We start from the raw sequence: 25,362 nt of genomic DNA on the forward strand, positions 1-25,362 counted from the left end.
GGGGGCCCTCGTCGTGTGCTGTGCCGGGTCAGCCCGGGGTGCTCGGGTCGCCGTCGGCGCCGCCCCCGGTGGTGCCGGTGCCGGTGCCGCTGCCGGTGCCGCTGCCGCTCCCGGTGTTGTTGCCGTTGCCGTTGCCGTTCCCGTCGTCGGGCGCCTCCCGGTAGACGATCAGCGTGATCTGCCCGTCGGGCGCCACCGTCTGGCCCGGCTCAGGGTCGCTCCCGGCCACCGTCCCCACGGTCTGGCCCTCCTCGGCCGCCACGTCCTGCACGGTGATCCTCCCGGTGAAGCCGGCCTGGGCCAGCGCCTGCCGGGCGGCCTGCTCGGTCGCGCCGACGACGGCCCGCGGGATGGTGATCTCGGCGAGGCCGCCGGACACCTGCAGCGTGATCTGCTCGTCGGCCGAGGCCTGCGTGTCGGCGGCCGGGTCGCTGGCGACGACGGTGCCGGCGGGCTGGTCGGAGTCGACCTCCTCGGTGCTCACCCGGGTGAAGCCGGCCGTGCTGAGCGTGTCGCGGGCGGTGGCCTCGTCCTGGCCGGTGACGTCGGGCAGCGCGGCGTCGCCGTCGGAGACCTGCAGCGTGAAGTCGGTGTCCGGGGCGGCCTGCGAGCCCTGACCCGGGTCGGCGGCGACGACGGTGTTCTCGTCCTCGAGGGAGTCGACCTGGTCGGTGTTGACGTTCCCCGTGAAACCGGCGTTGCGCAGCGCGGTCTGGGCGTCGTCGGCGTCGAGGTTGACGATCGGTGGCACCGTCAGGGTGTCGGGTCCGGCGCCCACCACCAGGGCGACCTCGCTGTCGCGGTCGACCCGCGCGCCGCCGGCGGGGTCGGTGCTGAGCACCAGGCCCTCCTGCTCGGCGCTGCTGGCCTCGGTGGTGACCTGCCCGACGGTCAGGCCGGCCTCCTCGAGCTGGCTGCGGGCCGCCTGCTCCTGCTGGTCCACCACGTCCGGCACGGACACCTGCGGCGTCGTGGCCGCGGGCTCCCCGTCGGAGCTGTTCACCAGCAGCGCCACCCCGACCACCGCGCCGATCAGCACCAGCGCGCCGACGGTGAGCGCGATCAGCCGGTTGCGCCTGCGCCGGCGGGCCGCCGCGTCGTCGTCCCAGCCGTCCTCGCCGCCGGGGAAGCCGGGCGTGACGCCGAGGATGGTGGTCTTCTCCTCGTCGCCCATGACCGGCGTGGCCTCGACCCGCTGCCCGGCCAGCGAGCGGAGCAGGTCGTTGCGCATGTCGGCGGCCGACTGGTAGCGGTTGGCCGGGTTCTTCGACAGCGCCTTGAGCAGGATCGCGTCGAGGTCGGCCGGGATCGCCGGGTTGACCGACGACGGCAGCCGCGGGTCCTCCCGGACGTGCTGGTAGGCCACCGAGACGGGGGAGTCGCCGGTGAACGGCGGCGCCCCGGTGACCAGCTCGTAGAGCAGGCACCCGACCGAGTAGACGTCGGACCGGGCGTCGACGGCCTCGCCGCGGGCCTGCTCGGGGGAGAGGTACTGCGCGGTGCCGATCACCGCGGCCGTGGAGGTCATCGTCGCGGCGGAGTCCGACACCGCGCGGGCGATGCCGAAGTCCATGACCTTGACCGTGCCCTGGGGCGTGATCATCACGTTCCCGGGCTTGACGTCGCGGTGCACGATGCCGTTGCGGTGGCTGAAGTCCAGCGCCGCGCAGATGTCGGCGGCCAGGCTCATCGCCCGCTCGGGCCGGAGCACGCCCTCGCGGCGGAGCACGTCCCGCAGCGTCTCGCCCTCGACGTACTCCATGACGATGTAGGGCGTCGCCCCCATCGTCGTCCGGTCCTCGCCGGTGTCGTAGACGGCCACGATCGCGGGGTGGTTCAGCGACGCGGCGGCCTGCGCCTCGCGCCGGAACCGCACCTGGAACGAGGGGTCGCGGGCGAGGTCGCTGCGCAGGACCTTGACCGCGACCTCCCGGCCCAGGCGCAGGTCGCGTCCGCGGTGGACCTCCGCCATGCCGCCACGGCCGAGCACCCCGCCGATCTCGTAGCGCTCGCCGAGCACCTGGGGGGTGGTCATCGGTGGTCCTCTCGAGCGGTGCGCTGGCGCGCGGCGGGCGGGCCCGGGCACGGGAGAGCGCCGGGGACGGACCCCTTCCCGGCGGGCAGCGTAACGGCCGGGCTGCCCGATCCCGGGACGGCGCGGTGGAGCGGCGTCACTCCGTCGGGCCCTCCGCCGCGGTCCCTCGGGCGGCGGGCGAGGAGGCGTCCGCGCCGGCGCCGTCGCCGCGGCCGGTGTTGCCGGTGCCGTTGTTCGCCGTCGGCACGGGAGGCGTCACCGCCGAGGGGGCCGGCGCGGACTGGCCGGGCTGGGTGGTCGCGGAGCTGCTCGTCGGCGCCGCGCTCGTGGTGGGCGGCGCCGTGGTGGTCGGGGCGGTCGTCTGCGGCGCCTGGGTCTGGTTACCGTTCCCGTTCCCGTTCCCGTTGCCCTGACCGCCGTTGCCGTTGCCGTTCCCGTTCCCGTTCCCGTTGCCCTGACCGCTGTTGCCGTTCCCGGTGTCGCTGTCGCCCTGGTCGCCGTCCTCGGTCTGCTCGCTCGAGCCGCCGTCCTGGGTCTCCTCCTCGGGCGTGTACCCGTCGACCGCGACGGTCAGGGTGACCACGGAGCCCGGTGCCACGGAGGTGCCCGACGGGTCGATCCCGGCGACGTCGTTGGGATCCAGCTCGACGCCCAGTGCCTGCAGCTGGGCGTCGGTGGCCTCCGTGCGCTCCACCGTGAGGCCCTGCCCGGTCAGGTCGGCCTCGACGTCGTCGGCGTCCTCGCCGATGTAGTCCGACGCCGCGCCGATGGCCACCTGCTGCGCCACCGCGCTCGTCGCCCCGGAGGACGGCGCGCTGGTGGTGGTCGCGTCGGTGGTGGTGCCGGCGTCGTCGCCGCTGCCGCCCGGGAGGAGGAAGAAGGCGCCGAGCACCAGGCCGGCCACGAGCAGGGCGGCGACGAGCCACAGCCACCGGCGGTTGCCGCGGCGCCGGTCGTCGCGCCGGTCGCTGCGCCGCGGCTGCGGCGGTGCGGCCGGCGCGTCGTCCCAGCCGCGGTCGTCCTCGTCGTCGACCGGCGGACCCTGCAGCGGCGGCATGGTCCGCGGACCGGCCGCGTGCCGCCCCCCGGTGCGCGGGCCCGCGGCCGCCGCGGCGGCACCGGCGGCGGCCCCCGCGGCCGCGCCGGTGACCGGACCGCCGAAGACACGTGTGCCGTCGCCGCCGACCTCCGGGATCACCTCGGTGGCGGCGGCCGCGATCCCGGTGGCCGCCGCCGCGGGGGCCGCTCCCCCGCCCTGGGCGACCGCCCGGACCGCGGCGGCGAAGTCCGCGCCGTCGGTGAACCGGTCGTGGGGGTCCTTGGCCAGAGCGCGCCCGATGAGCTGGCGCACCGCGGGCGGGATGTCGGCGGGCAGCGGGGGCGGCGGCCGGTTGATGTGCGCCAGCGCGATGGCGACCTGGGAGGTGCCGTCGAAGGGCCGCCCGCCGGTGAGGCACTCGTAGCCGACGACGCCGAGGGAGTAGACGTCGGAGGCCGCGGTCACCTCCATGCCCTGGGCCTGCTCGGGCGAGAGGTACTGGGCGGTGCCCACGACCATCCCGGTGCGGGTGAGCGGCGTGGCGTCGCGGGTGCGGGCGATGCCGAAGTCGGTCAGCTTGACCACGCCGTCGGGCCGCACGATGAGGTTGCCCGGCTTGATGTCGCGGTGGACGACGCCCGCGGCGTGCGCGGCCGACAGCCCGTCGGCGGCCTGGCCGAGCACGTGCAGCGTCCAGTCGACCGGCAGCGAGCCCTCCTCGTGGAGGATCTGCACGAGCGGCTTGCCCTCGACCAGCTCCATGACGAGGAAGGCCAGCTGGCCGGGGCCGCCGTCGGCGGTCGTCTCGCCGTAGTCGTAGACCGAGGCGATGTTCGGGTGCGACAGGGCCGCGGTGTGCCGGGCCTCGTTGCGGAACCGGGCCACGAAGCTCGGGTCGCCGGTGTACTCGCTGCGCAGGACCTTCGCGGCCACGATCCGGTCGAGCACGCGGTCGCGGGCGCGCCAGACCTCGCCCATGCCGCCGGTCGCGATCGGCTCGGTGATCTCGTAGCGGCCGGCCAGGACGGTGCCGGTGGACAGGGCCATCAGCCCCCCTGACCCTCGAGGTAGGCCTCGATCACCTCGCGGGCGATCGGTGCGGAGGTGTCGCCTCCGGTACCCCCGCCGTTGGCCACGAACACCGCGACGGCGATCTGCGGGTCGTCGGCCGGGGCGAAGCCGATGAACCAGTTGTGGTCGGGCACGTCCGGGGCGACCTGCGCGGTGCCGGTCTTGCCGGCCACCGCGACGCCCGGGATGCGCGCGGCGCGTCCGCTGCCGTTGGCCACGACGCTCTCCATCATCTCCGTCAGCTGGCCGGCCACCTCGGCGCTGACCGGCTCGGAGAGCTCCTCCGGGTCGGCCCGGTCGATGACCGTGAGGTCGGGGGCGCGCACCTGGTCGACCAGGTAGGGCGTCATCAGTGTCCCGTCGTTCGCCACGGCGGCGGCGACCATCGCCGCCTGCAGCGGGGTCATCCGGACGTCGCGCTGGCCGATCGAGCTCTGGCCGAGCGCCGCCTCGCTCTCGATGTCACCGACGCTGCTGCCGGCGGTCTCCAGCGGGATCTCCAGGCCGTCGCCGGTCATGCCGAAGGCCTCGGCCATCTCCCGCACCCGGTCCTCGCCGAGGTCGATGCCCAGCTGGGCGAAGGCGGTGTTGCAGGAGATGGTCAGCGCGTCGATCAGCGACTGCTCCTGGCTGCTGCTGCACGAGGAGTTGCCGAAGTTGCGCAGCTGGGTGGAGGTGTCCGGCAGGGTCAGGGTGTCGGGGGCCGGGATGACCGTGTCGGGGGTGTACTCCCCGCTCGCCAGCGCCGCCGCCGACACGATGACCTTGAACACCGAGCCGGGCGGGTAGTTGTCCTGGATCGCCCGGTTCAGCCGCGGGTCGGCGTCCATCGCGTCGAGCTCGGCGGCGTAGGCGCGGATGGCGTCGGGGTCGTGGCTGGACAGCTGCGCCGGGTCGTAGGTGGGCGTGCTGGCCATGCCGAGCACCGCGCCGGTGGCGGGGTCGAGCGCCACGACGGCGCCGGTGACGCCCTCGAGCCCGGCCATCGCGGCCTCCTGGACGCCTGCGTCGAGGGTCAGGACGACGTCGCCGCCGGCCGGGTCGCGGCCGGTGAACAGGTCGGCCAGCCGCCGGGTGAACAGGCGGGCGTCGGAGCCGGCGAGCACGTCGTTGGCCGCCTTCTCCATCTGCCAGCTGTTGTAGAGCAGCGAGTAGTAGCCGGTGACCGCGGCGTAGGTGGGGCCCTCCGGATACTGGCGCAGGTACTTCAGCGTGTCCTGGGTGGGCGTGGACAGCGCCACCTCGGTGCCGTCGACGACCATCGAGCCGCGCTCGCGGGAGTACTCCTCGGTGAGCACCCGGGTGTTACCGGTGTCCTCGCGCAGCTCGTCGGAGCGCACGACCTGGATGACGTTGACGTTGACGATCAGCAGCGTGAACAGGACCAGCACGCTGATGGCGACACGGCGCAGGGGTGCGTTCACGGCGTCACCACCTCGGTGGGCGCCTCGCCGATCGCCGGCTTCGGCGGTGCAGGCGGGGCGGCCGGGCGGCGCGCGGCGTCGCTGATCCGCACCAGGACCGCCACCAGCCCGAAGTTGGCCACCAGCGACGAGCCGCCGTAGGCGACGAAGGGGGTGGTCAGGCCGGTCAGCGGCAGCAGGCCGGTGACGCCGCCGAGGACGACGAACAGCTGCCAGGCGATGGCGAAGGACAGCCCGCCGGCCAGCAGCTTGCCGAACGCGTCGCGCACGACCAGCGAGGTGCGCAGGCCGCGCTCGACCAGGATGAGGTAGAGGACGATGATCGCGACCAGGCCGAACAGGCCCAGCTCCTCGCCGAGCGCGGCGGCGATGAAGTCGCTCTTGGCCACCGGCACCTGGTCGGGCCGCCCGCCGCCGAGCCCGGCGCCGAACAGCCCGCCGGTGCCCAGGCCGAACAGCGACTGGACCAGCTGGTAGCCGCCCTCGTCGCGGTAGGCGAAGGGGTCCAGCCAGGTGTCCACGCGCACCCGCACGTGCCCGAAGACCTGGTAGGCGAGGAACGCGCCGCCGGCGAACAGGGCCAGCCCGATGAGCAGCCAGCTGGCGCGCTCGGTGGCGACGTAGAGCATCACCACGAAGATGCCGAACAGCAGCAGCGAGCTGCCCAGGTCGCGCTCGAAGACCAGCACGAGGATCGACAGCGCCCAGGCGACCAGCACCGGGCCCAGGTCGCGGGCCCGCGGGATCTCCAGGCCCACGACCCGGCGGCTGGCCAGCGCGAGCACGTCGCGCTTGTCGACCAGGTAGGAGGCGAAGAAGACGATCAGGCAGATCTTGGCGAACTCGCCGGGCTGGATGCTGAAGCCGGCGACGCGGATCCAGATCTTGGCGCCGTAGACCTCCGAGATCGAGGCGGGCAGCACGGCGGGCAGCGCGAGCAGGACCAGCCCGACCAGCGCGAGGGTGTAGGCGAACCGGGACAGCAGCCGGTGGTCGCGCAGGACGACCAGCACGGCGATGAACAGGCCGGAGCCCACGGTCGCCCACAGCAGCTGCACCGGCGCGTCCTCGCCCCCTGCGGTGCCGCCCTGCTCACCGGCGAGGTCGAGGCGGTGGATCATGGTCAGCCCCAGGCCGCAGAGCAGCGCGACCGCGGGCAGCAGCAGGGGGTCGGCGTAGGGCGCGAACCGGCGGACGACGAGGTGCAGCACCGCCCACAGCGCGGCGAACCAGCCGCCGAAGGTGACCAGCTCCGCGCGCAGCGAGCCGGTGACGGTGAGGTCGACGATGCACTGCGCCGCGAGCGTGATGAGGACGGCGAAGCCCAGCAGCGCCAGCTCGGTGTTGCGCCGAGTGGGGGTGGCCGTGCCCGGCGCCGCCGAGCGGGGGTCGGTCGTGGGGCCGCCGATCACTCCGCCTCCCGGCACTCGACTCCGGGCTCGGGCGTCTCCGTCGACGTCGACGAGGCCGCGGTGGTCGTCGGGACGGTGGTGGTCGTCGGGACGGTGGTGGTCGGGGCGGCTGTGTCGGGCGCGGGCGCCGCGCCGGTCTCGGGCGCGGGCAGGGCGCCGTCGGGCAGCGGCAGCGAGGGTGCGGCGGGCGGCTCGGGGGAGGGGGACGCCGACGTCGCGGCGGCCGCGGTGGAGGGGCACTCGGGGAGCGCGGCGTCGTGCAGGTCGGCGACGATGCGCTGGGCGTCGGCGGCGTCGCCGGCGTCGATGCCCTGCCGGACGCTGTTCTGGTCGTAGGAGCTCAGGTCGTCCAGCGTGATGTCGGTGACGTCGTCGACCCGGTAGAGGTCCAGGCCCAGCAGATCGGTGTTGAACCCGCGGAAGACGGCCACCCGGTCGCCGTCGTCGGCGGCCGCGACCCCGACGAACCAGTGGGTGAGCACCCACAGCCAGGTGGCGATCCCGCCGGCCACCAGGACCAGAACCGTCCCCACAGCGAGGAACAGCCGCCGCCGAGGGCGGCGGCGGTCGGGGGGTGCGGCGGCCGTGGGTGCTGTCGGCGGGGGTGGTGGAGCCGGTGGCGGGTCGGCCAGCGCGGCCCGCCCGGCCGCCGATCGGGGGTCCACCTCGCGCTGTCCGCGGTTGTCCCCGGCGGCGCCGTCGACGACCGGCTCGATGAGGATGCCCGAGCCGTTGTCCTCGACGACGTCGGCGACGATCACGGTGATGTTGTCCGGCCCGCCGCTGCGCAGCGCCAGCTCGATGAGCCGGTCGGCGGTCGACTGCGGATCGGGGTCCTTGAGGGCCTCGGCGAGGGTCTCCTCGCTCACGACGCCGGAGAGACCGTCGGAGCACAGCAGGTAGCGGTCGCCCGCGCGGGCCTCGCGCATGGACAGGTCGGGGTCGACGTCCTGGCCGTTGAGCGCCCGCAGCAGCAGCGAGCGCTGTGGGTGGTGGTTGGCCTCCTCGGGGGTGATCCGCCCGTCGTCGATGAGCGTCTGCACGAACGTGTCGTCGTGGGTGATCTGCTGCAGCACGCCGTCGCGCAGCAGGTAGGCCCGCGAGTCGCCGACGTGGCAGAGGGCCAGCCGGCCGCCGGCGAACAGGACGGCGGTGAGCGTGGTGCCCATGCCCTCCAGCTGCGGCGACTCGCGGATCACCTCGCGCAGGTGCTCGCTGCCGTCGAACACCGCCGCGCGCAGCGCCTGCAGCATGTCGCCGGAGGGCGCGTCGTCGTCGAGGTGCTCGAGGGCCGCGATGACCACCTTGCTGGCGACGTCGCCGGCCGCGTGTCCCCCCATGCCGTCGGCCACGGCCAGCAGCCGGGGCCCGGCGTAGACCGAGTCCTGGTTGTTGCCGCGGACCAGACCGCGGTCGGAACGGGCGGCGTAGCGCAGCGCGAGACTCATCGGACCCTGCTCACGTCTGGACTGCCGCTCCCCCTGGTCGTCGTCACCGCAGCTCCAGGGCGGTCTGGCCGATGCGGATCGGCTGGCCCGGAGCCACGAGCAGCGGGCCCTGCACCCGCTGCTGGTCGAGGTAGGTGCCGTTGGTGGAACCCAGGTCCTCGACGTACCACTGTCCACCACGGTTGGTCAGTCGCGCGTGCCGGGAGCTGGCGAAGTCGTCGGTGAGCACGAGGGTGGAGTCGTCGGCGCGGCCGATGAGGATCGGCTGCTCGCCGAGAGTGATCTTGGTGCCGGTCAGCGGGCCGGCGGTCACCACCAGCGTGCGCGGGCCGCGGCCGCGCTTGCGGCCGGGAGCGGCCGCCCGCGGCGGCACCGAGGCCACCCGCCCGGCGCGGCCGCCGAACAGATCGGCGCGCACCACGCGGAACGCGGCGAAGATGAACAGCCACAGCAGCAGCAGGAAGCCGAAGCGGAAGACCTGCAGGACGATCTCGGCGGTCACGGCCGGCTCCCGCTGCTGTGCACACCCGGGAGCTCGCTCACGTGCCGTCCTGCCGGTACACCAGGACCGAGTGGCCGATGCGGATGACGTCGCCGTCGGCGAGCGCCTGCCGGGTGATCTTGCGCCCGTTGACCAGCGTGCCGTTGGTCGAGCCGAGGTCCTCGGCGAAGGCGGTGCCGCCGTCGAGCACGACGTCGACGTGCTTGCGGCTCACCCCGGTGTCCGGGAGCCGGATGTCGGCGTCGGTGCCGCGGCCGATGACGTTGCGGCCGGTGGTCAGCTCGTGCCGCGTCCCCGGCCCGTCGACGACGAGCACGTGCGTGACACCGGGCTTCGTGCCGGCGCGGCCGACCATCGACGGGTGCTGCTTGCCGGTGTCGGTGGCCACCCGGCCGCGCAGCGGCGGCAGCGGCGGGACGGCGCCCGAGCCGGTCACCGGCGGTGGGGCGGGGGGCACCGCGGCGGCGTCGGCCCGGGAGGCCGGCCGGGCGGGGTCGGCCACGTGCGAGCTGACCTCGAACACCCCGGTGGGCAGGTCCTCGTCGCGCTCGAGGCGCACCTGGACCTCGTCGAAGACCTGCCAGCCCTCGCCCTGGATGTGCTCGGCGACCATGTCGGCGAGCTCGGCGGCGAGCTGACCGGACCACTCGGCGAGGTTCTCGTAGTCGGTGGAGCCCAGCTTCACGTCGTAGACGTTGGGTGCGAGGACCCGGCCCTCCCCGAGCACCGAGCGCTGCTCGTCGGCCTCGCGCTGCAGCGACTTGGCGATCTCGGCAGGATGGACCTTGCCCTTGAAGATGCGCGCGAAGGCGAAGCCGACCATGCCCTCGAGTCGTCGCTCGAAGCGCTGCAGCACGCCCACAGTCGCTCCTCCACGCTCGCCCGGACCGGTGACACTCCCGATGATCGTAGCCGGGTGACGGTGCCGCGACCGGCCAGGAACGCGTGACGCCCCGAGCCGGGTCGGCCCGGTCCGCCGTCCCCTGCCGGGAGCCCGCACGGCGCGTGCGGCGCCGCCCGACCCCTGCGCCGGCCTGCGCCCGGTGGCTGCTACTGTCCTTCCTCGCCAGGGCAAGTGGCGGAATGGCAGACGCGCACGGTTCAGGTCCGTGTGTCCGAGAGGACGTGGGGGTTCAACTCCCCCCTTGCCCACACCACGACGACGGCCCCCGGGGATCCCCGGGGGCCGTTCGCGTTCCCGGCTCGGTGTGTCGCGGCTCAGGCGGTGCCGGCGGTCTCCTGGAGGAAGGCGGCCGAGTCGTAGTACGTGCGGACGCCGGTGAGCTTGCCGTCGTCGGAGCCGTCGCCCTCGATGACGGTCACGCCGCGGTAGGTGAAGGGCTTCCCGTTGCTCAGGGTGCCGCGCGACTCCCACTCCAGCGCGGCCGTCTTCTCCCCGACGGTGTTGGAGGTGAACGTCGTCTCCAGGTCACCGAAGACGTTGCGGTAGTCCTCCCAGAACCGGCGGGCACCCTCGGGGCCGCGGGCCTCGTGGGTCTGGTTGAGCTTGACCAGGTCGGCGTCCTCACCGGTCAGGTCGACCATGGGCTGCGGGTCGCGCTCGGCGTCGAGGTGGTGCAGGGCGTCGGTGAAGCGCTCGGTGAGCGTGTGCACGGGGGTCCTCCCGGGGTGGGCTGCGGTCCCCCGGGGCTACCCGGCCGGTCGCGGACGCACCCGCACCGGATCTCAGGCGGTCAGCCGCCGCCGGTCGTCGTCGCGGCCGCGGCGCTCGCCGAGCGTGCGCGCCAGCAGGACGACGCCCCAGGGGCCGATCACCCACACCGGCCACGGGTACTGCAGGTCGCCGGTGGCCAGCATCGACACCAGCCAGATGCCGACGACGATGACGGCGGTGGTCAGCCAGCCGGTCCAGGCGGCGCGCAGGTCGTGCCCCCAGGCGCCGTGCCAGGCGCCGGCGTGGACGGCCTGGTGGACCGGCGACCGCCGCGGCTCGGTGCGGGCCGGCCGGGGGAGGTCGGCGGTGAGCTCGGCCAGCTCGCCGTAGGTGCGGGCGGCGTGGGCACGCGCCGCCCGGTCCTCGTACTCGGCCAGGTCCAGCCGGCCGTCGGCGAGGGACCGGTCCAGGGTCGTCGCGACGGCGGCGCGGTCGGTGTCGCTGGCGCGCAGGTGCGGCTCGGGCATGTCGGGCTCCTCGTCAGGCGGTGTGCCCCGAGTCTTTCCCGCGGTGGTGGCCGCCACCATTGACAGACGTCACGGATCCGCCGTGCGTCCTGCACCCTCAGCCGTTGGCCGGGGTGGCCTCCTTCGCCAGGTGCTTGCCGATGACCATGCGCTGGATCTGGTTGGTGCCCTCGAAGATCTGCATGACCTTGGCCTCGCGCATGTAGCGCTCGGTCGGGTGGTCGCGGGTGTAGCCGGCGCCGCCGAGGACCTGGACGGCGTCGGTGGTGACCTTCATCGCGGCGTCGGTGGCGACGAGCTTGGCGATGCTGGCCTGCCGCGAGTAGGGGAGCCCGGCGTCCTTGCGGCGGGCGGCGACCAGGTAGGTGGCGCGGGCGGACTCGACGGCGGCGGCCATGTCGGCGAGCAGGAAGGCCAGGCCCTGGTGGTCGACGATCCGCCGGCCGAAGGCCTCGCGCTCGCAGGCGTAGGCGACGGCCACGTCGAGGGCGGACTGGGCCAGCCCGACGGCGACGGCGCTGACCCCCAGCCGGCCGGAGTCCAGGGCCGACAGCGCGATAGCCAGGCCACGGCCGGGCTCGCCGACCATCCGGCCGGCCGGGACGGCGACGTCGTCGAGGCGCATGGCGGCCGTCGTCGAGCCGGTGAGGCCCATCTTCTGCTCGGGCGGCGCGGCGCCGAAGCCGGCGAGGTCGGGGGTCAGGTGGAAGCAGGAGATCGCGCGGTCGCCGTCGTCAGGGGTCCGCAGGAAGGTGGAGTAGAAGTCGGCGTGCCCGCCGTGGGTGACCCACGCCTTCTCCCCGGTGGCGACCCAGCCCTCGCCGTCGCGGACGGCGCGGGCGCGCATCGCGGCGGGGTCGGAGCCGGCGTGCGCCTCGGACAGGCAGTAGGCGCCGAGCAGCCGGCCGCCGACCATGTCGGGCAGCCACTGCTCGCGCTGCTCGGTGGTGCCGAAGCGGTCGACCGGGCCGCAGGCGAGGGTGTGCACGCTGACGCCCAGGGCCACGCTGGCCCAGCGCACGGCCAGCTCCTCGACCACCTGCAGGTAGACGGCGTAGGGCTGACCGCCACCGCCGACGTCCTCGCCGAAGGGCAGGCCCAGCAGGCCGACGTCGCCGAGCGTGGCGAACACCTCCCGCGGGAAGCGCTCCTCGCGCTCGTACTCCGCGGCCCGCGGCGCCAGCTCGGCGTCGGCGAGCTCGCGGGTGAGCGCGATCAGGTCGGCGGCCTCCTGTGTGGGCAGCTCCCGGTCGACGGCCACGGTGTCCCCCTCGGTGCGGACGGTTCGACAGTACCAATGACGGTACCTCAGTACGGTCTCCCGTCCAGGCGCATGCTGTCCGACCGGGAGGTGCGGTGACGACGACGGACAGCGGTGAGCGGCAGTTGACCGCCCGGCAGGCGCAGCTGCTCGACCAGCTCGAGGAGCTCTTCCTCGCCGAGGGCTTCGCCCGCTTCACCCTCGAGGACCTCGCCGTCCGGCTGCACTGCTCGAAGACGACGCTGTACGCGCTGGCCGACAGCAAGGAGCAGCTCGCCGTCCGGGTGGTGCGGCACTTCTTCCGGCGGGCCACCGAGGCGGTCGAGGCGCGGACCGCGGGGGAGGGTGACCCCGCGCGGCGGGTGACCGCCTACCTCGAGGCGGTGGCCCGGGCGCTGACACCGGCGTCGCGGGTCTTCCACCGCGACCTGGAGGCCTTCCCGCCGGCGCGGGCGGTGTACGAGCACAACACCGCCGTCGCCGCGCAGCGGGTGAGCGCGCTGATCACCGACGGCGTGGCCGCCGGGCGGTTCCGGGAGGTGAACGCGGCCCTGGTGGCCGACACCGTCACCACGCTGATGCTGCGCATCGGCCGTGGGGACACCGCCCGCGCCACCGGCCTGGACGACGCCGCCGCCTACCGCGAGCTGGCCGCGCTGCTGCTGCACGGCATCAGCCGGTGACCTGAGCCTCCCCGCCCCACGCCGGCCGGGCGCCGTGACCGTCGTCCCCGCCGGCGTAACGATCGGCCGGAGCCGGACATGAGGGGGTGTGATCGCGATGCACGGGCCGCCGCCGGCCACCGACGACCTCCCCGTGTCCGCGGGGGAACGCCTCGAGGCGGCCTACCGTGCCCCGGGCACCGCCGTGCTGGGCTTCGCGCTGCGGCGGGCGGCGTCCCGGGAGGGCGCTCGACGTGGTGGCCGAGACCTTCGCGACCGCCTGACGGCGGCGGGCCGACCTATCCACCGGCGTACGACGAGGTCCGGCCGTGGCTGTTCGGCATCGCCCGGCTGTGCCTGGCCAACGCCGCCCGCAGCAGCCGGCGCGCCGACCGCCTGGGGGAGCGGCTGGCGGAGGCGATGACCGACGTCGTCGTGCCCGACCCGGCGGCGGTGCACGAGGACGGCGCACAGCGCCGGCGGGTGCGCGGAGCCCTCGGCCGGCTCTCCGCCGAGGACCGGGAGCTGGTCACGCTGGTGGCCTGGGAGGGCCTCACCCCCGCGCAGGCCGCCGTCGCCCTCGGCATCGCGCCCGGTACCGCCCGGGTCAGGCTGCACCGGGCGCGGACGAGGCTCCGCGCGCTCCTCGGCACGCCCGACGACGTCCAGGAGGGCGACCGTGACAACTGACCGAGAGCTGGACGTCCTGCTCGCCGGTGCGGCCGGGGTGCGCGACGCCGACCTGCCCGACCTGCCCGAGGAGTTCCTCGACCTGGTGACGGCCGACGCCGGCCTGTCGCTCGTGGCGGACGAGCCGGCGTCGGTGGTGGCCGCGCGCCGGCTGGTCGCCGACGCACAGGCGGCCCGCAGCACACCTCGGCGGCGCCCGCGCCGGGGGACGCTCGTCCGCGTCACGACGGCGGTGCTCGTCCTCGCCGCGGCGTGGGCGACGGCCGTCCTGGTGGGCTCGCCGGGGACGCCGGCCGGACCCACGGCGACGCCGACCGCCCCGGCGCCGGGGACCCCGGGCGGGCTGCACGGCCGGATCGCACTGGTGGCGGCCGAGGAGGTCACGTTCCCGCTGTCCCTGGCCGAGGTGCCCGACGGCCTGACACCCCTGTTCAGCCGCCGCGGCGGGCTGCCGCGGTACGGGAGCACGCCGCCGTTCTTCGTCGCTGACTACGAGCCGACGTCCCTGGTGTCCGGGGACACCGGTCCCGCGGTGGCCGACCCGGGGCGGGTCCTGCTCGGTGTCTACCCCGAGGACCCGCGGTCGTCGGGGGAGTACGGCTTCCGGCCGGAGGGGGACCCCACCGGGACGGCGACGGTCCAGGGCGCCGAGGCCGGGGTGTGGCGCGAGCGGGGGACCGTCAGCCTGCTGTGACAGCGGCCGGACGGGCGGTGGGTCTCCCTGGTGGGGGAGGGCGCCCAGGCCGACACCGCGACACTCGTCGGGCTGGGCGGGTCGGTCGTCGACCGGCCGCAGCCGGTGGGCCTGCAGTTCGGGCTGGCGCCGGCCGGCTGGTCGGTCGGCGGCTACGGGGAGAGCCGGAGCCTGGACCTGGTCAGCGACACCGACCCTGACTCCCTGCTGCGGCTGAGCCTCGTCGGCCCGCAGTACGCCGGCACGCTCGACGAGCTGCTGGAGGGGACCCCGCTGGCCGGCCCGCCGGAGCCGGTGACGGTCCAGGGGCTGCCGGGTCTGCTCGCTGCCGTCGGCGACGCGGGCGGTCCGGGCTCCTGGACGCTGGCCGGCCAGCTCCCCAACGGCCGGTGCTTCCTGCTGCTGGCGCCGCAGGAGCTGACCCGGGAGCAGGTGCTGCAGATCGGTGACCAGGTGACCGCGCGCTCCTGACCGCGCGCTCCTGACCGCGGACTCCTGACCGCGGACTCCTGACCGCGGACTCCTGTCCGCACACGTCGACCCTCCCGCCGTTCCACGTGCAACGGCGGGAGGGTGCGGGACTGCGGGTGGGGGCTCAGGCGGCGGGTCGCAGCAGGGGTGGGCCGGTGCGGATCTCGGTGCCGTCGGGGCGCCAGGTGCGCCAGCGGCCGCCCGGTTGTCGTTCGACCCGGAACCCGTGGTGCACCTTCGTGTGGTGCCGTTCGCAGAGCAGGGCGGAGTTGTCCAGGTTGGTCTCGCCGCCGTCGAGCCAGTGCACGAGGTGGTGGACGTCGCACCAGTGGGTGGGGGCTCCGCAGCCGGCGAAGACGCAGCCGCGGTCGCGCAGCTCGGTGGCCTTGCGGAGGTGGCGGTTGGCCAGGCGCTGTTCGCGACCCAGCTCGATGGGAGCCCCGTCGGGGCCGAACACCACCCGGGACACCGCACCGTCGCAGGCCAGCCAGCGGGCGCGGGCAGCGGAGATCACCGCGCCGAACCCCATCCGCGCGGTGGCCGGGCCGGTGGTGGGGTCGGCCAGGTCGTCGAGGTCGATCACGACCGCGACGTGCGGCTTGACCGTGCGGAGTACCGGCAGCGTGCCGGACGCCAGCCGGTTGTCGCACAGCTGCACGAGGGCATCCCCCAGCCGCTGGGCGCGGGAGCGCTCGTCCCCGGCGGGGCGGTCGGCCTGCACGTGGGACTCCAGCGCGGCCTGCACCTTCTCCCCACCCACGGCGTCGAGCTCGGCGCGGATGGTCACCGACCCGTCGGCGTGCCGGGCGATGCTCAACCGCCGACCCTCGGTGGGATCGGGCTCCGGCCCGTCGGGATCCAGCCGCGCCAGGTAGCCGGCGACCACCTGCGCCAGCTCTGCATGCGGTCGGGTGGCGGCGATGACGGCCAGCGCGGCGTCGACCTCGGCCAGGTCGACGCCCTGCGCGGCAGCGGCCGCCACGTTGTCGGGCTCGGCGACCTTCGCGATCTCCCCGACCTGCCCGGCCGTGACCGTCCCCGCGGCGAATGCCGCCTCGACCGCGGGCAGCTGCTCCAGTGCACGCCCGGTGCGCACCACCCGGGCGGCCTCCGCCGGCGCCAGGTGCCCGTGCCCGCGCAGCCACGACGCCATGCTCTTCAGCCCGTCGTGCTCGGGCGCCTGCGCCAGCTCACCCTGGCGCACCGTGCGCGCCAGCAGGGCGGCCAGCTCGTTGCTGGCGGTCAGCAGACCGCGCACGCGGTCGTTGAGCTGCGGGCCGAACATCGCCGTGAGGTCGTCATCGGCGAGGGCGTCGATGGCCGCGAGCAGCTCGTCCACGACACCTCCCGATCGATCCGAACACGTGTACGAAGGATATCGCAATGGACAGGCCTCGGCGACTTGAATCCGCAGGTCAGAGCTCTGTCCACAGATCCGCCGGACCGCTTGACGTGAGTCGGCGCGCATGGCGGGGAAGGCCGCAGGAAGAACCCGAGCGCTGCTCGAGGCGCCGCTACCGGGAGCGGCGGGACGCGGACCGTCGGTGGGCTGGGGCAGGCTGCGACCACCGTCCCGACGTCCAGGAGGTCCGCGTGGGCACCGTCGTCCGCATCCCGTTCGAGGTGACCGGCTTCGAGCCGGAGCCGCTGGCGCTCGGCGAGCCCGGTCCGGTCGCCTTCGGGCGGGTGACGCTGCGCAAGACCTTCTCCGGCGCCCTCACCGGCACCAGCGTGGTGACCATGACGTCGGTCAGCGTGGGGGAGACACCCGCCGGCTACACGGCCGTCGAGCTGGTCACCGGCGCACTGGACGGTCGCACCGGCACCGTCGTCCTGCAGCACAGCGGCGTGGTCGACGGCGCGGAGTCCCGGGCGTCCGGCGTGGTGCTGCCCGGCACCGGCACGGGGGAGCTGGCCGGGCTGCGCGGCACGGTCGAGCTCACCCACGACGAGTCCGGTGCCGTCCTCACCCTCGACTACGAGCTGGGCTGACCACCACCGGGTGTGGTGGGCTTCCTGCCATGAGCATCCCGCCGATGACCGCCTGGCCGACCACCGAGCCGGCCGACGTCGAGCTGGTCAGCGGCGGCGCGCGGCTCGCCGTCGACCTGCGGGGTGGCGGGCTGCGCGCGCTGACCGCCGGCGGGTGGGACGTCCTCGACGGCTACCCGGCTGGCACCGTCCCCGTCGGGCGGCGCGGCGGCGTCCTGCTGCCCTGGCCCAACCGGCTGCGCGACGGGCAGTGGACGTGGGAGGGCCGGCAGCTGCAGCTCGACGTCGCCGCCCCCGGCAAGCCCGCCGCGCACGGGCTGGTCACCTGGCAGCGGTGGGAGGTGCTGGCCCGCCACTCCGACGCGCTCACCGTGGGCACCGTCGTCGAGGCACGGCCGGGCTACCCGTTCCGGCTGGCGGCCGCCGTCGACACGCACCTGGCCCCCGACCGGCTCACCGTCACCGTGCGGGTGCGCAACGCCGGTGACCGGCCGGCGCCGTTCGGCGCCGGCATGCACCCCTACCTGTCGGTCGGCGCCACCGAGGACGGCGGCATCGGCGACGCCGAGCTCACCGTCCCCGCCCGCACCGCGCTCGACCTCGACGGCGGCCTGCCCACCGGCACCCGCCGTCCCTTCGACGGCGCCGTGGGCCGGATCGGCGACCGGGCGCTGGACGACGCCGTCACCGACCTCGAGCGCGACGGCGACGGCTGGGCCCGGGTGCGGCTCCGGGGCAGCGCCGGTGAGCTCGAGCTCGCCGTCGACCGGGCGTGGCCGTGGCTGCAGGTCTACAGCGGCGACACGCTCCCCGAGGGCCAGCGCCGCCGCAGCCTCGCCGTCGAGCCGATGACCTGCCCGCCCAACGCGCTGGCCGACGGCGTCGACCTCGTCGTCCTCGACCCGGCCGAGACGTGGTCGGGGACGTGGACCCTCACCTGGACGGGAGCCTGACGTGCGCGTGCAGGAGCTGTGGCGCTACCCGGTCAAGTCGCTGCAGGGCGAGCGGGTCGACGCCGCCGACGTCGGGCCGGAGGGCCTGACCGGCGACCGGCAGTGGGCGCTGTTCGACCGGTCCACCGGCCTGGGCCTCACCGCACGCCGGGTGCCCGACCTGCTGTTCGCGGCGGCCCGCCTGTGCGACGACGGCGGGGTGGACGTCGTGCTGCCCGACGGGACGGTCACCGCCGACGACGCCGTCCTGTCCGACTGGCTCGGCCGGCCGGTGACCCTGCGCGCGGCCGGGGCCGAGCGCGGCCCGCGGCTGTACGAGGTCCCGGCGGTGGTCGGCGAGGACGACGAGTCCGACTGGGACGCCTTCGAGGGGGCGCGCGGGGCCTTCCACGACAGCTCCGGCATCCGCGTCTCGCTCGTCTCCACCGGCACGCTGGGCACCTGGGACCGGCGGCGGTTCCGGTCCAACGTGCTGCTGGCCGGCGACGGCGAGGACGGGCTGGTCGGGACGACGGTCCGGCTGGGGACGGCGGTGCTCGACGTCGTCGGGCCGGTGAGCCGCTGCGTCATGGTGACCCGGCCCCAGCCCGGCGGCATCGGCCGCGACACCTCGGTGCTCAGGACCATCCACCGCGAGCGCGACGGGGACCTGGCGATCGGCGCGCTGGTGCCCGTACCGGGCCGGGTGGCCGTCGGCGACGCGCTCACGCCGGCCTGAAGGCACCATGGCCGGGTGCGCACCGTCGAGCTCCGTCCCGGTGAGGAGTCCATCCGCCTCGGCCAGCTCCTCAAACTGGTCGACGCCGTCCCCACCGGCGCCCAGGTGAAGGACGTGCTGGTCACCGGTGCGATCCGGGTCAACGGGGAGGCCGAGGACCGCCGCGGCCGGCAGGTCCGCCGCGGCGACGTCGTGTCCATCGAGGGCGCCGAGGACGTGCGCGTCGCGTGAGTTCCACGTGGAACCGGGCCGAGGGGGCGACCGCCGGGGACGACGGCGTCCCGCTGCCGCTGGCGGTGCCGCGCTGGCCCGAGGACGCGCCGGCCGGGCCCGACTTCGCCGCCATCCGCGCGGAGTTCGACGTCCCCGAGGACTTCTCGCCCGAGGTGCTGGCCGAGGCCGGGCAGGCGGCCGCGGCCCCCGACCTGCCGGGGCTCGACGCCACCGAGCTGCCGCTGGTGACCGTGGACCCCGCCGGCAGCCGCGACCTCGACCAGGCGGTGCACCTGCAGCGCGAGGCCGGCGGCTACCTGGTCAGCTACGCCATCGCCGACGTCGGCGCGGTGGTCCGGCCCGGCGGCGCGCTCGACGCCGAGGCCCGGCGCCGCGGCCAGACCCTGTACAGCCCCGACCGGCGCGTCCCGCTGCACCCGCCGGTGCTCAGCGAGGGCGCGGCCAGCCTGCTGCCCGGCCAGGTGCGCGCCGCCGCCCTGTGGACCATCCGGCTCGACGCCGACGGCGAGGTCCGCGCGGTCGACCTGCGCCGTGCCCGGGTCCGCAGCCGGGCGCAGCTCGCCTACGCCGACGTCCAGGCGCAGGCCGACGCCGGCACGCTGCCCGACCCGATCGCCCTGCTGCCCGAGCTCGGGGCGCTGCTCGAGCGGGCCGCGGCCGCCCGCGGCGCGATCGAGCTGGGCACCCCCGAGCAGCAGGTCGTCCGGACCGACGGGGGCGGCTGGACGCTCGTCGCCCGCAGCGACCTGCCGGTCGAGGGGTGGAACGCGCAGGTCTCGCTGCTGACCGGCCGCGTCGCCGCGGGGCTCATGCTCGACGGCGGCGTCGGCCTGCTGCGCACGCTGCCGCCGGCCCGGCCCGAGGACGTCGCCCGGCTGCGCCGGCTGGCGCCCGCGCTCGGCGTCGACTGGCCGGCCGGCGCGGGTCCCGGCCAGGTGCTCGCCGGCCTCGACGTCACCGACGCCCGGCACGCGGCCTTCCTCGAGGAGGCGGCGGCCCTGCTGCGCGGCGCGGCCCACACCGCGTTCGACGGCGTCGCGCCCGAGCAGACCGGCCACGCGGGGGTCGGGGCGCCCTACGCCCACGTGACCGCGCCGCTGCGCCGGCTGGCCGACCGGTTCGCCACCGAGGTGTGCCTGGCGCTGGCCGCCGGCACCGGGCCCGACCCCGCCGTCCGGGCCGCCCTGCCGGAGCTGCCGGCGCTCATGGCCGCCTCCGACCGGCGCACCCGCGCGGTGGAACGCGCCGCGGTCGACGCCACCGAGGCGTGGCTGCTCGCCGGCCGCGAGGGCGCGCTGTTCGATGCGGTGGTGGTGGACGCCGACGGCGACCGGGGCACCGTCGTCCTGCAGGAGCCGGCCATCCGGGCCCGCTGCACCGGGGTCGGGCTGCGGGCCGGCTCACGGGTGCGGGTCCGCCTGGCGGAGGCCGACGTCGACCGGCGGACGGTGCGTTTCACGGTGGAGGGGGAGTGATGGCCGAGCCGTACCTGGCCGAGCGGCTGCAGGGTTTCGGGACGACGGTCTTCGCCGAGATGAGCGCGCTGGCGGTGGCCACCGGCTCGATCAACCTGGGCCAGGGCTTCCCCGACACCCCCGGCCCGGCCGAGGTGCTCGACGTCGCCCGGGCCGCGATCGGCACCCCCGCCGACCAGTACCCGCCCGGCCCCGGCACCCCGGAGCTGCGGACCGCCGTCGCCGCGCACGTGGCGCGCTTCCGCGGCCTGACCTACGACCCCGACACCGAGGTCCTGGTGACGGCCGGCGCCACCGAGGCGCTCACCGCGGCGCTGCTCGCGCTGGTCGAGCCTGGCGACGAGGTGGTGCTCCTCGAGCCCATGTACGACAGCTACGCCGCGGCGATCGCGATGGCCGGCGGCGTCGTCCGTCCCGTGCCGCTCACCCCGCCACCGGCCGACACCGACGGAACGGCCGACGGCGGCGTGTGGACCTTCGACCCCGCGGACCTGCGGGCCGCCGTCACCCCCCGCACCCGCCTGCTGCTGCTCAACACCCCGCACAACCCCACCGGCAAGGTGCTCGACCGCGCCGAGCTGGCCCTGGTCGCCGAGGTGGCGCTGGAGGCCGGGCTGCTGGTGCTCACCGACGAGGTCTACGAGCACCTGGTGTTCGCCGGCGCCGAGCACGTCTCCCTCGCCACGCTGCCCGGCATGCGGGAGCGGACGCTGGTCGTCGGCAGCGGCGGCAAGACGTTCAACACGACCGGCTGGAAGGTCGGCTGGATCTGCGGCCCGCCGCCGCTGGTGGCCGCCGTCCGGACCGCCAAGCAGTTCCTCACCTACGTCAACGCCGGCCCCTTCCAGCCGGCCATCGCCGCCGGGCTCGGGCTGCCCGACACCTACTTCACCGGCATCGCCGCCGACCTGCAGCGGCGGCGCGACGTCCTGGTCGCGGGGCTGCGCGGGGCCGGCCTGCCGACGGTCAGCCCGCAGGCGACCTACTTCGCCACCGTCGACGTCCGCGGGGTGCAGCCCGACGGCGACGGCCTGGCCTTCTGCCGCGAGTTACCCGCGCGGGCCGGCGTGGTCGCCGTCCCGTCGGTGGTCTTCTACACGCGCGGGCACGCCGACCTCGGCCGCCCGCTGGTGCGCTTCGCCTTCTGCAAGCGCGACGAGGTGCTGGGCGAGGCGGTCGCCCGACTGGGGAGGATGGCGGCATGAGGATCGGAGTCGTCCAGCACGACATCGTCTGGGAGGACCGGGAGGCGAACTACGCCCGGTTGGCGCCGCAGGTGGCCCGCGCGGCCGCCGCCGGCGCGGAGCTCGTCCTGCTCAGCGAGACCTTCTCGACCGGCTTCTCCATGACGCCGGGCATCGGCGAGCCCGAGGACGGCCCGTCCGCGGGTTTCCTGCGGGCGCAGGCCGCCGAGCACGGCGTCTGGGTGGCCGGCAGCTGCCCGGAGGTCGCCCCGGGGGAGGAGCTGCCGTACAACTCGCTCGTGCTCGCCGGGCCCGACGGCACGGTGCACCGCTACCGCAAGCTGCACCCGTTCACCCACGGCGGCGAGGCCGAGCGGTACCTCGGCGGCGACGCGCCGGTCAGCCTGGAGATCGGCGGCCTGCGGATCACGCCGTTCATCTGCTACGACCTGCGCTTCGCCGACGCCTTCTCGAGCGCGGCGGAGACCACCGACGTCTACCTGGTGACGGCGAACTGGCCGGCCGCCCGCCGCCACCACTGGACGACGCTGCTGCGGGCGCGGGCCATCGAGAACCAGGCCTACGTCGTCGCCTGCAACCGGGTCGGCACCGGCGGCGACGGCATCGAGCACGCCGGCGACAGCCAGGTCATCGACCCGATGGGCGAGCTCCTGGCCACCGCTGCGGGCGGGGAGACCCTCGTGCTGGCCGACGTCGACGCCGCCGAGGTGGCCGCGACCCGCAAGCGCTTCCAGTTCCTCGCCGACCGCTGACGGACCCCGCGTGGGCCGCCGAGCGCCTCAGCGGATTCGCTGGGTGGGGGTCGGCGGCACGGAGCCCTGGGGCGTCGGGTCCTGGGGCGCCGGGGCCTGGTGCCTCGGGCCCTGCTGCACGGGCGGCTGCTGCCCCGGGCCCTGCTGCACGGGCGGCTGCTGTCCCGGCGGCTGCTGCGCCGGGGTCTGGTCGACGACGATCTGCTCGCGCTGCAGCTGCTCGGTGATCCGCTCCTGCCCGCCGACCAGCTCGGTCCGCAGCCGGACGCGCTCGACCGGCACCACCTCGACGGTCACGACCGGGCGCTCGGCGTGCAGCACGATCTCCTCGGGCAGGCCGGCGCCGGTCCCCATCCCGGCCCCGCTGCCCGTCCCGGTCGGGGAGCCCGGCACGGCGGCGCCACCGGCGGGGGTCAGCGACTCGCCGGGCCCGGGGTCGGGGGCGTCGAGGGGCACCTCCTCGACCCGGACCTCCTCGCGGCGGATCGGCACGGTCACCTGCACCTCCTCGGTGACCACGTACTTGACCACCCGGACGCGGGTGGCGGCGACCTGCTCGGTGCCCACCCGCAGCTGCTCCTCGCTGCGGGTCATGGCCCCGTCGGTCGACCGCCCCGGCGCCGCGGCAGCCGGGGCCGCCCCCGCGGCAGGAGCTGCCGGGACCGTCCCCGGGACGGGGGCCGCCACCGGATCGATGGGGGTGGTCGGGGCCGCGAGACCCATGGTCGCGGTGTCGTCCCGGGCGGCGCTGTGCCGGGCGGCGCTGTGCCGGGCGGTGTCGTCGCGGGCGGTGTCGTCGCGGGCGGTGTCGTCCCGGGCGGCGTACGCGTCGTCGGCCGGGCGCTCGCCGGTCGCCGGGCCGCCGGCCCCGGTCGCCGGCACACCGGTGCCGAGCCCGGTGTCGGTGCCGCTGTCGACGCCGGTGCCGACGCCGCTGTCGACGCCGGTGCCGAGGCCGGTGCCGAGGCCGTAGTGCCGGCGCAGCTCCGCCTCCTCGTCCGGCCCCAGGTGGTCACCGCCGACGGCGGGGGCGTGCCGGACGACGTCCTTGCTCACGGGCACCCGCAGCACGCCGTCGGCGAAGGTGGCCTGCGTCGCGGGGACGATCGAGTGCCGTGTGCCGAACAGGCCGGTGCTGACGGCGACCCAGGTCGGGGCGCCGGTGCGGTCGTCGACGAAGAAGCTCTCGACGGTCCCGATCTTCTCGCCGTCCGGTCCCTGCGCCGTGCTGCCGATCGCTGCGGACAGGTCTCGCTCGCTCAACACGCTGCTCGCCTCCTCGCACGTCGCCTGCTCTGGCGTCGCTCAGGCGCAGGAGTGCCCGGTCTGACGTGCCCCGACACCCCCGTCACACCTACGGTCGGTCGAGGGACCACCGGCTGAGGAGGACGGCGTGAGCAGCGGACAGCTCGAGGTGGAGCGGAAGTTCGAGGCGGGACCGGACGCCGTCCTGCCCGACCTCACGGCCGTCGACGGCGTCGCCGCGGTGGGGGACGTCGTCACCCACGAGCTCGACGCCACCTACTACGACACCCCCGACCTCCGGCTGGCCCGCGCGCGGGTGACGCTGCGCCGCCGCACCGGCGGCACCGACGCCGGCTGGCACCTCAAGCTGCCCACCGCCGTCGCCGGGTCGCGCCGGGAGGTGCACTCCCCGCTCGGCCCGCGCCGCACCGTGGTGCCGCGGGCGGTGACCGAGCCGGTGACCGGTGTGCTGCGCGGGATCCGCCCCGTGCCGGTGGCCACGCTGCGGACCACCCGGCTGGTGACGCCGCTGCTCGACGCCGAGGGCCGCGTGCTCGCCGAGGTCGCGAGCGACACCGTCACCGGCACCGCGTTCGCCCCCGACGCGGACACCGCCTCGACGACCACCACGTGGCGCGAGCTCGAGGTCGAGCTGGTCGACGGCAACGAGGCCCTGCTCGACGCCGTGACCGCGGCGCTGACCGGCGCGGGCATCGCGCTCTCCGACTCCCCCTCGAAGCTCACCCGGGTGCTGGCCGACCGGCTCGCCGAGCTCACCCCCGCGCCGCCGCGGCCGCCGGCGGCCGACCACGGGGACGGCGGACCCGAGCGCGGCAAGAGCGCAAAGGGCGGCAAGGGCGGGAAGGCCCGCAAGGGCGGGAAGCGGGCGGACGCCGGACGGGCCGCGCCGACGGCGGCCGAGGTGGTGCTCGCCGCCGTCCGCAGGCAGGTCCAGGCCCTGCAGACCGCCGACATCGGCGTCCGCACCGGCGACCCCGAGGGTGTCCACGACCTGCGGGTCGCCTGCCGGCGGCTGCGCAGCATCCTGGCCGCGTTCCGGCCGGTGCTCGACCGCGCCGCCACCGAGCCGCTGCGCGCGGAGCTGCAGGTGACCGGCGCCCGGCTGTCGGCGGCCCGGGACGGCGAGGTGGCCCTGCAGCACCTGCGCGCGGTGGTGGACGCCGAGCCTCCCGAGCTGGTCCGCGGACCGGTGGTGGCGCGCCTGCGGTCGACCACCGTCGCCGACCACGAGAAGGGCCGCAGGGCCGCCGTCCGGGCGCTGTCGGACCGCCGGCACCTGCAGCTGCTCGACGCCCTCGACGCCCTGCTCGCCGACCCGCCGCTGGCCGAGGCCGCCGGGCAGCCGGCGCCGGCCGTGCTCGCCGACGCGATCCGGCGCACCGGCAAGCGGCTGCGGCACCGCACCGCCGAGGCGCGGGAGAGGGCGCAGCAGGAGACGGGGGAGGGGACCGGGACGGGCCGGCAGGAGACCGTGCCGGGCTCCTCCGAGGCGGAGGAGCACGCCCTGCACGAGGTGCGCAAGGCCGCCAAGCGGGTCCGCTACACCGCCGAGGTCGCCGCTCCGCTGCTCGGGACCCCCGCCGAGGCGCTGGTCGCCTGCGCGAAGCAGGTGCAGGACGTGCTCGGCGAGGCCCAGGACACCGTGGTCGCCCGGGCGGTGTGCACGCGGCTGGCCGCGGCGGCCACCGGCGCGGGGGAGGACACGTTCACCTACGGCCGGCTGCACGCGCTGGAGGAGTGGCGCGCCGAGCGGGCCGACCAGGCGTTCTGGGCGCTCGAGCCGTCGCTGCGGGCCGCCGTCCGCGCCGCCGCCCAGGCGTAACCTGTCCCCCGTCCGACCGGCCCCACCGGCGGCCCGCTCGCAGGGTCCGCCGCGGGGCCGGTGACGTGCCGGAGCGGCCCCCTCGCAGGGTCCC

Annotated in this window: 24 protein-coding genes and 1 tRNA gene; 13 read left to right on the forward strand and 12 right to left on the reverse strand. The window is 75.8% G+C overall.

The window, feature by feature from the left end; genetic code table 11:
• Window positions 1-28: 28 nt before the first annotated feature.
• From pknB to ACWIZO_RS06880, 7 genes are all read right to left on the reverse strand, one after another.
• Entirely contained in the window at window positions 29-2,035 is a 2,007-nt protein-coding gene (gene pknB, locus ACWIZO_RS06850; RefSeq protein WP_448641745.1) for a Stk1 family PASTA domain-containing Ser/Thr kinase, read from the reverse strand.
• Between the two features lie 136 nt (window positions 2,036-2,171).
• Entirely contained in the window at window positions 2,172-4,121 is a 1,950-nt protein-coding gene (locus ACWIZO_RS06855; RefSeq protein ID WP_448641746.1) for a protein kinase domain-containing protein, read from the reverse strand.
• Window positions 4,121-5,569 carry a peptidoglycan D,D-transpeptidase FtsI family protein gene (locus tag ACWIZO_RS06860; protein WP_448641747.1) on the reverse strand — a complete coding sequence of 483 codons (1,449 nt, stop codon included), beginning with the start codon at window positions 5,567-5,569 and terminating at the stop codon, window positions 4,121-4,123. Before ACWIZO_RS06860 ends, ACWIZO_RS06855 begins: the two co-directional genes overlap by 1 nt.
• The gene (locus tag ACWIZO_RS06865; protein ID WP_448641748.1) at window positions 5,566-6,981 is read right to left on the reverse strand and encodes an FtsW/RodA/SpoVE family cell cycle protein; all 1,416 of its coding nucleotides are present in this window, start codon (window positions 6,979-6,981) and stop codon (window positions 5,566-5,568) included. The genes ACWIZO_RS06860 and ACWIZO_RS06865 overlap by 4 nt, the downstream gene beginning before the upstream one ends.
• A complete protein-coding gene (locus tag ACWIZO_RS06870) occupies window positions 6,978-8,429 on the reverse strand; it encodes a PP2C family protein-serine/threonine phosphatase (RefSeq protein ID WP_448641749.1) in 1,452 nt (483 codons plus the stop codon). Before ACWIZO_RS06870 ends, ACWIZO_RS06865 begins: the two co-directional genes overlap by 4 nt.
• A 43-nt stretch (window positions 8,430-8,472) precedes the next feature.
• Window positions 8,473-8,931: an FHA domain-containing protein FhaB/FipA gene (locus ACWIZO_RS06875; protein WP_089405435.1), complete on the reverse strand. Its 459-nt coding sequence runs from the start codon at window positions 8,929-8,931 to the stop codon at window positions 8,473-8,475.
• Window positions 8,932-8,968: 37 nt separating this feature from the next.
• Window positions 8,969-9,793: an FhaA domain-containing protein gene (locus tag ACWIZO_RS06880; protein ID WP_448641750.1), complete on the reverse strand. Its 825-nt coding sequence runs from the start codon at window positions 9,791-9,793 to the stop codon at window positions 8,969-8,971.
• Between the two features lie 207 nt (window positions 9,794-10,000).
• Between ACWIZO_RS06880 and ACWIZO_RS06885 the strand changes: the two genes are divergently transcribed.
• Window positions 10,001-10,083, forward strand: a tRNA-Leu gene (locus ACWIZO_RS06885).
• A 66-nt stretch (window positions 10,084-10,149) separates the two neighbouring features.
• Here the strand turns inward: ACWIZO_RS06885 and ACWIZO_RS06890 are convergent.
• From ACWIZO_RS06890 to ACWIZO_RS06900, 3 genes are all read right to left on the reverse strand, one after another.
• On the reverse strand, window positions 10,150-10,545 hold the full coding sequence (locus ACWIZO_RS06890) for a nuclear transport factor 2 family protein (protein WP_448641751.1): 396 nt from the start codon (window positions 10,543-10,545) through the stop codon (window positions 10,150-10,152).
• A gap of 72 nt (window positions 10,546-10,617) precedes the next feature.
• Window positions 10,618-11,073, reverse strand: a complete 456-nt coding sequence (locus ACWIZO_RS06895) for a DUF1707 SHOCT-like domain-containing protein (RefSeq protein ID WP_448641752.1) — start codon at window positions 11,071-11,073, stop codon at window positions 10,618-10,620.
• 97 nt (window positions 11,074-11,170) lie between these two features.
• Window positions 11,171-12,334, reverse strand: coding sequence for an acyl-CoA dehydrogenase family protein (locus ACWIZO_RS06900; protein ID WP_448641753.1), 1,164 nt, complete (start codon window positions 12,332-12,334; stop codon window positions 11,171-11,173).
• A 95-nt stretch (window positions 12,335-12,429) separates the two neighbouring features.
• Between ACWIZO_RS06900 and ACWIZO_RS06905 the strand changes: the two genes are divergently transcribed.
• The 4 genes from ACWIZO_RS06905 to ACWIZO_RS06920 all read left to right on the forward strand — a co-directional run bounded on the left by ACWIZO_RS06905 (window position 12,430) and on the right by ACWIZO_RS06920 (window position 14,851).
• Window positions 12,430-13,017, forward strand: a complete 588-nt coding sequence (locus ACWIZO_RS06905) for a TetR/AcrR family transcriptional regulator (RefSeq protein ID WP_448641754.1) — start codon at window positions 12,430-12,432, stop codon at window positions 13,015-13,017.
• Window positions 13,018-13,416: 399 nt separating this feature from the next.
• Window positions 13,417-13,686, forward strand: coding sequence for an RNA polymerase sigma factor (locus tag ACWIZO_RS06910; protein ID WP_448641755.1), 270 nt, complete (start codon window positions 13,417-13,419; stop codon window positions 13,684-13,686).
• Window positions 13,676-14,380: a hypothetical protein gene (locus tag ACWIZO_RS06915; protein WP_448641756.1), complete on the forward strand. Its 705-nt coding sequence runs from the start codon at window positions 13,676-13,678 to the stop codon at window positions 14,378-14,380. Before ACWIZO_RS06910 ends, ACWIZO_RS06915 begins: the two co-directional genes overlap by 11 nt.
• Window positions 14,381-14,410: 30 nt before the next feature.
• Entirely contained in the window at window positions 14,411-14,851 is a 441-nt protein-coding gene (locus ACWIZO_RS06920; protein ID WP_448641757.1) for a hypothetical protein, read from the forward strand.
• 124 nt (window positions 14,852-14,975) lie between these two features.
• Here the strand turns inward: ACWIZO_RS06920 and ACWIZO_RS06925 are convergent, their stop codons facing one another.
• A complete protein-coding gene (locus tag ACWIZO_RS06925; RefSeq protein WP_448641758.1) occupies window positions 14,976-16,190 on the reverse strand; it encodes a DUF222 domain-containing protein in 1,215 nt (404 codons plus the stop codon).
• A gap of 254 nt (window positions 16,191-16,444) precedes the next feature.
• Between ACWIZO_RS06925 and ACWIZO_RS06930 the strand changes: the two genes are divergently transcribed.
• The 7 genes from ACWIZO_RS06930 to ACWIZO_RS06960 are packed head-to-tail and all read left to right on the forward strand — an operon-like array spanning window position 16,445 to window position 22,180.
• Window positions 16,445-16,843: a DUF3224 domain-containing protein gene (locus ACWIZO_RS06930; RefSeq protein ID WP_448641759.1), complete on the forward strand. Its 399-nt coding sequence runs from the start codon at window positions 16,445-16,447 to the stop codon at window positions 16,841-16,843.
• Window positions 16,844-16,872: 29 nt separating this feature from the next.
• Window positions 16,873-17,796: an aldose epimerase family protein gene (locus ACWIZO_RS06935; protein ID WP_448641760.1), complete on the forward strand. Its 924-nt coding sequence runs from the start codon at window positions 16,873-16,875 to the stop codon at window positions 17,794-17,796.
• A 1-nt stretch (window position 17,797) separates the two neighbouring features.
• Complete coding sequence (locus ACWIZO_RS06940) at window positions 17,798-18,514, forward strand: MOSC domain-containing protein (RefSeq protein ID WP_448641761.1); 717 nt, start codon at window positions 17,798-17,800, stop codon at window positions 18,512-18,514.
• A 15-nt stretch (window positions 18,515-18,529) separates the two neighbouring features.
• A complete protein-coding gene (locus ACWIZO_RS06945) occupies window positions 18,530-18,745 on the forward strand; it encodes an RNA-binding S4 domain-containing protein (RefSeq protein ID WP_448641762.1) in 216 nt (71 codons plus the stop codon).
• Window positions 18,742-20,223 carry an RNB domain-containing ribonuclease gene (locus ACWIZO_RS06950; RefSeq protein ID WP_448641763.1) on the forward strand — a complete coding sequence of 494 codons (1,482 nt, stop codon included), beginning with the start codon at window positions 18,742-18,744 and terminating at the stop codon, window positions 20,221-20,223. The genes ACWIZO_RS06945 and ACWIZO_RS06950 overlap by 4 nt, the downstream gene beginning before the upstream one ends.
• On the forward strand, window positions 20,223-21,428 hold the full coding sequence (locus ACWIZO_RS06955) for a pyridoxal phosphate-dependent aminotransferase (protein ID WP_448641764.1): 1,206 nt from the start codon (window positions 20,223-20,225) through the stop codon (window positions 21,426-21,428). Before ACWIZO_RS06950 ends, ACWIZO_RS06955 begins: the two co-directional genes overlap by 1 nt.
• On the forward strand, window positions 21,425-22,180 hold the full coding sequence (locus tag ACWIZO_RS06960; RefSeq protein WP_448641765.1) for a nitrilase-related carbon-nitrogen hydrolase: 756 nt from the start codon (window positions 21,425-21,427) through the stop codon (window positions 22,178-22,180). The genes ACWIZO_RS06955 and ACWIZO_RS06960 overlap by 4 nt, the downstream gene beginning before the upstream one ends.
• Before the next feature lie 27 nt (window positions 22,181-22,207).
• Here ACWIZO_RS06960 and ACWIZO_RS06965 read toward each other — a convergent pair whose 3' ends face one another.
• Complete coding sequence (locus ACWIZO_RS06965) at window positions 22,208-23,446, reverse strand: PRC-barrel domain-containing protein (RefSeq protein WP_448641766.1); 1,239 nt, start codon at window positions 23,444-23,446, stop codon at window positions 22,208-22,210.
• 127 nt (window positions 23,447-23,573) lie between these two features.
• Between ACWIZO_RS06965 and ACWIZO_RS06970 the strand changes: the two genes are divergently transcribed.
• A complete protein-coding gene (locus ACWIZO_RS06970; RefSeq protein ID WP_448641767.1) occupies window positions 23,574-25,268 on the forward strand; it encodes a CYTH and CHAD domain-containing protein in 1,695 nt (564 codons plus the stop codon).
• Window positions 25,269-25,362 lie beyond the last annotated feature (94 nt).

The organism is Geodermatophilus sp. URMC 63 (genome assembly GCF_053502565.1).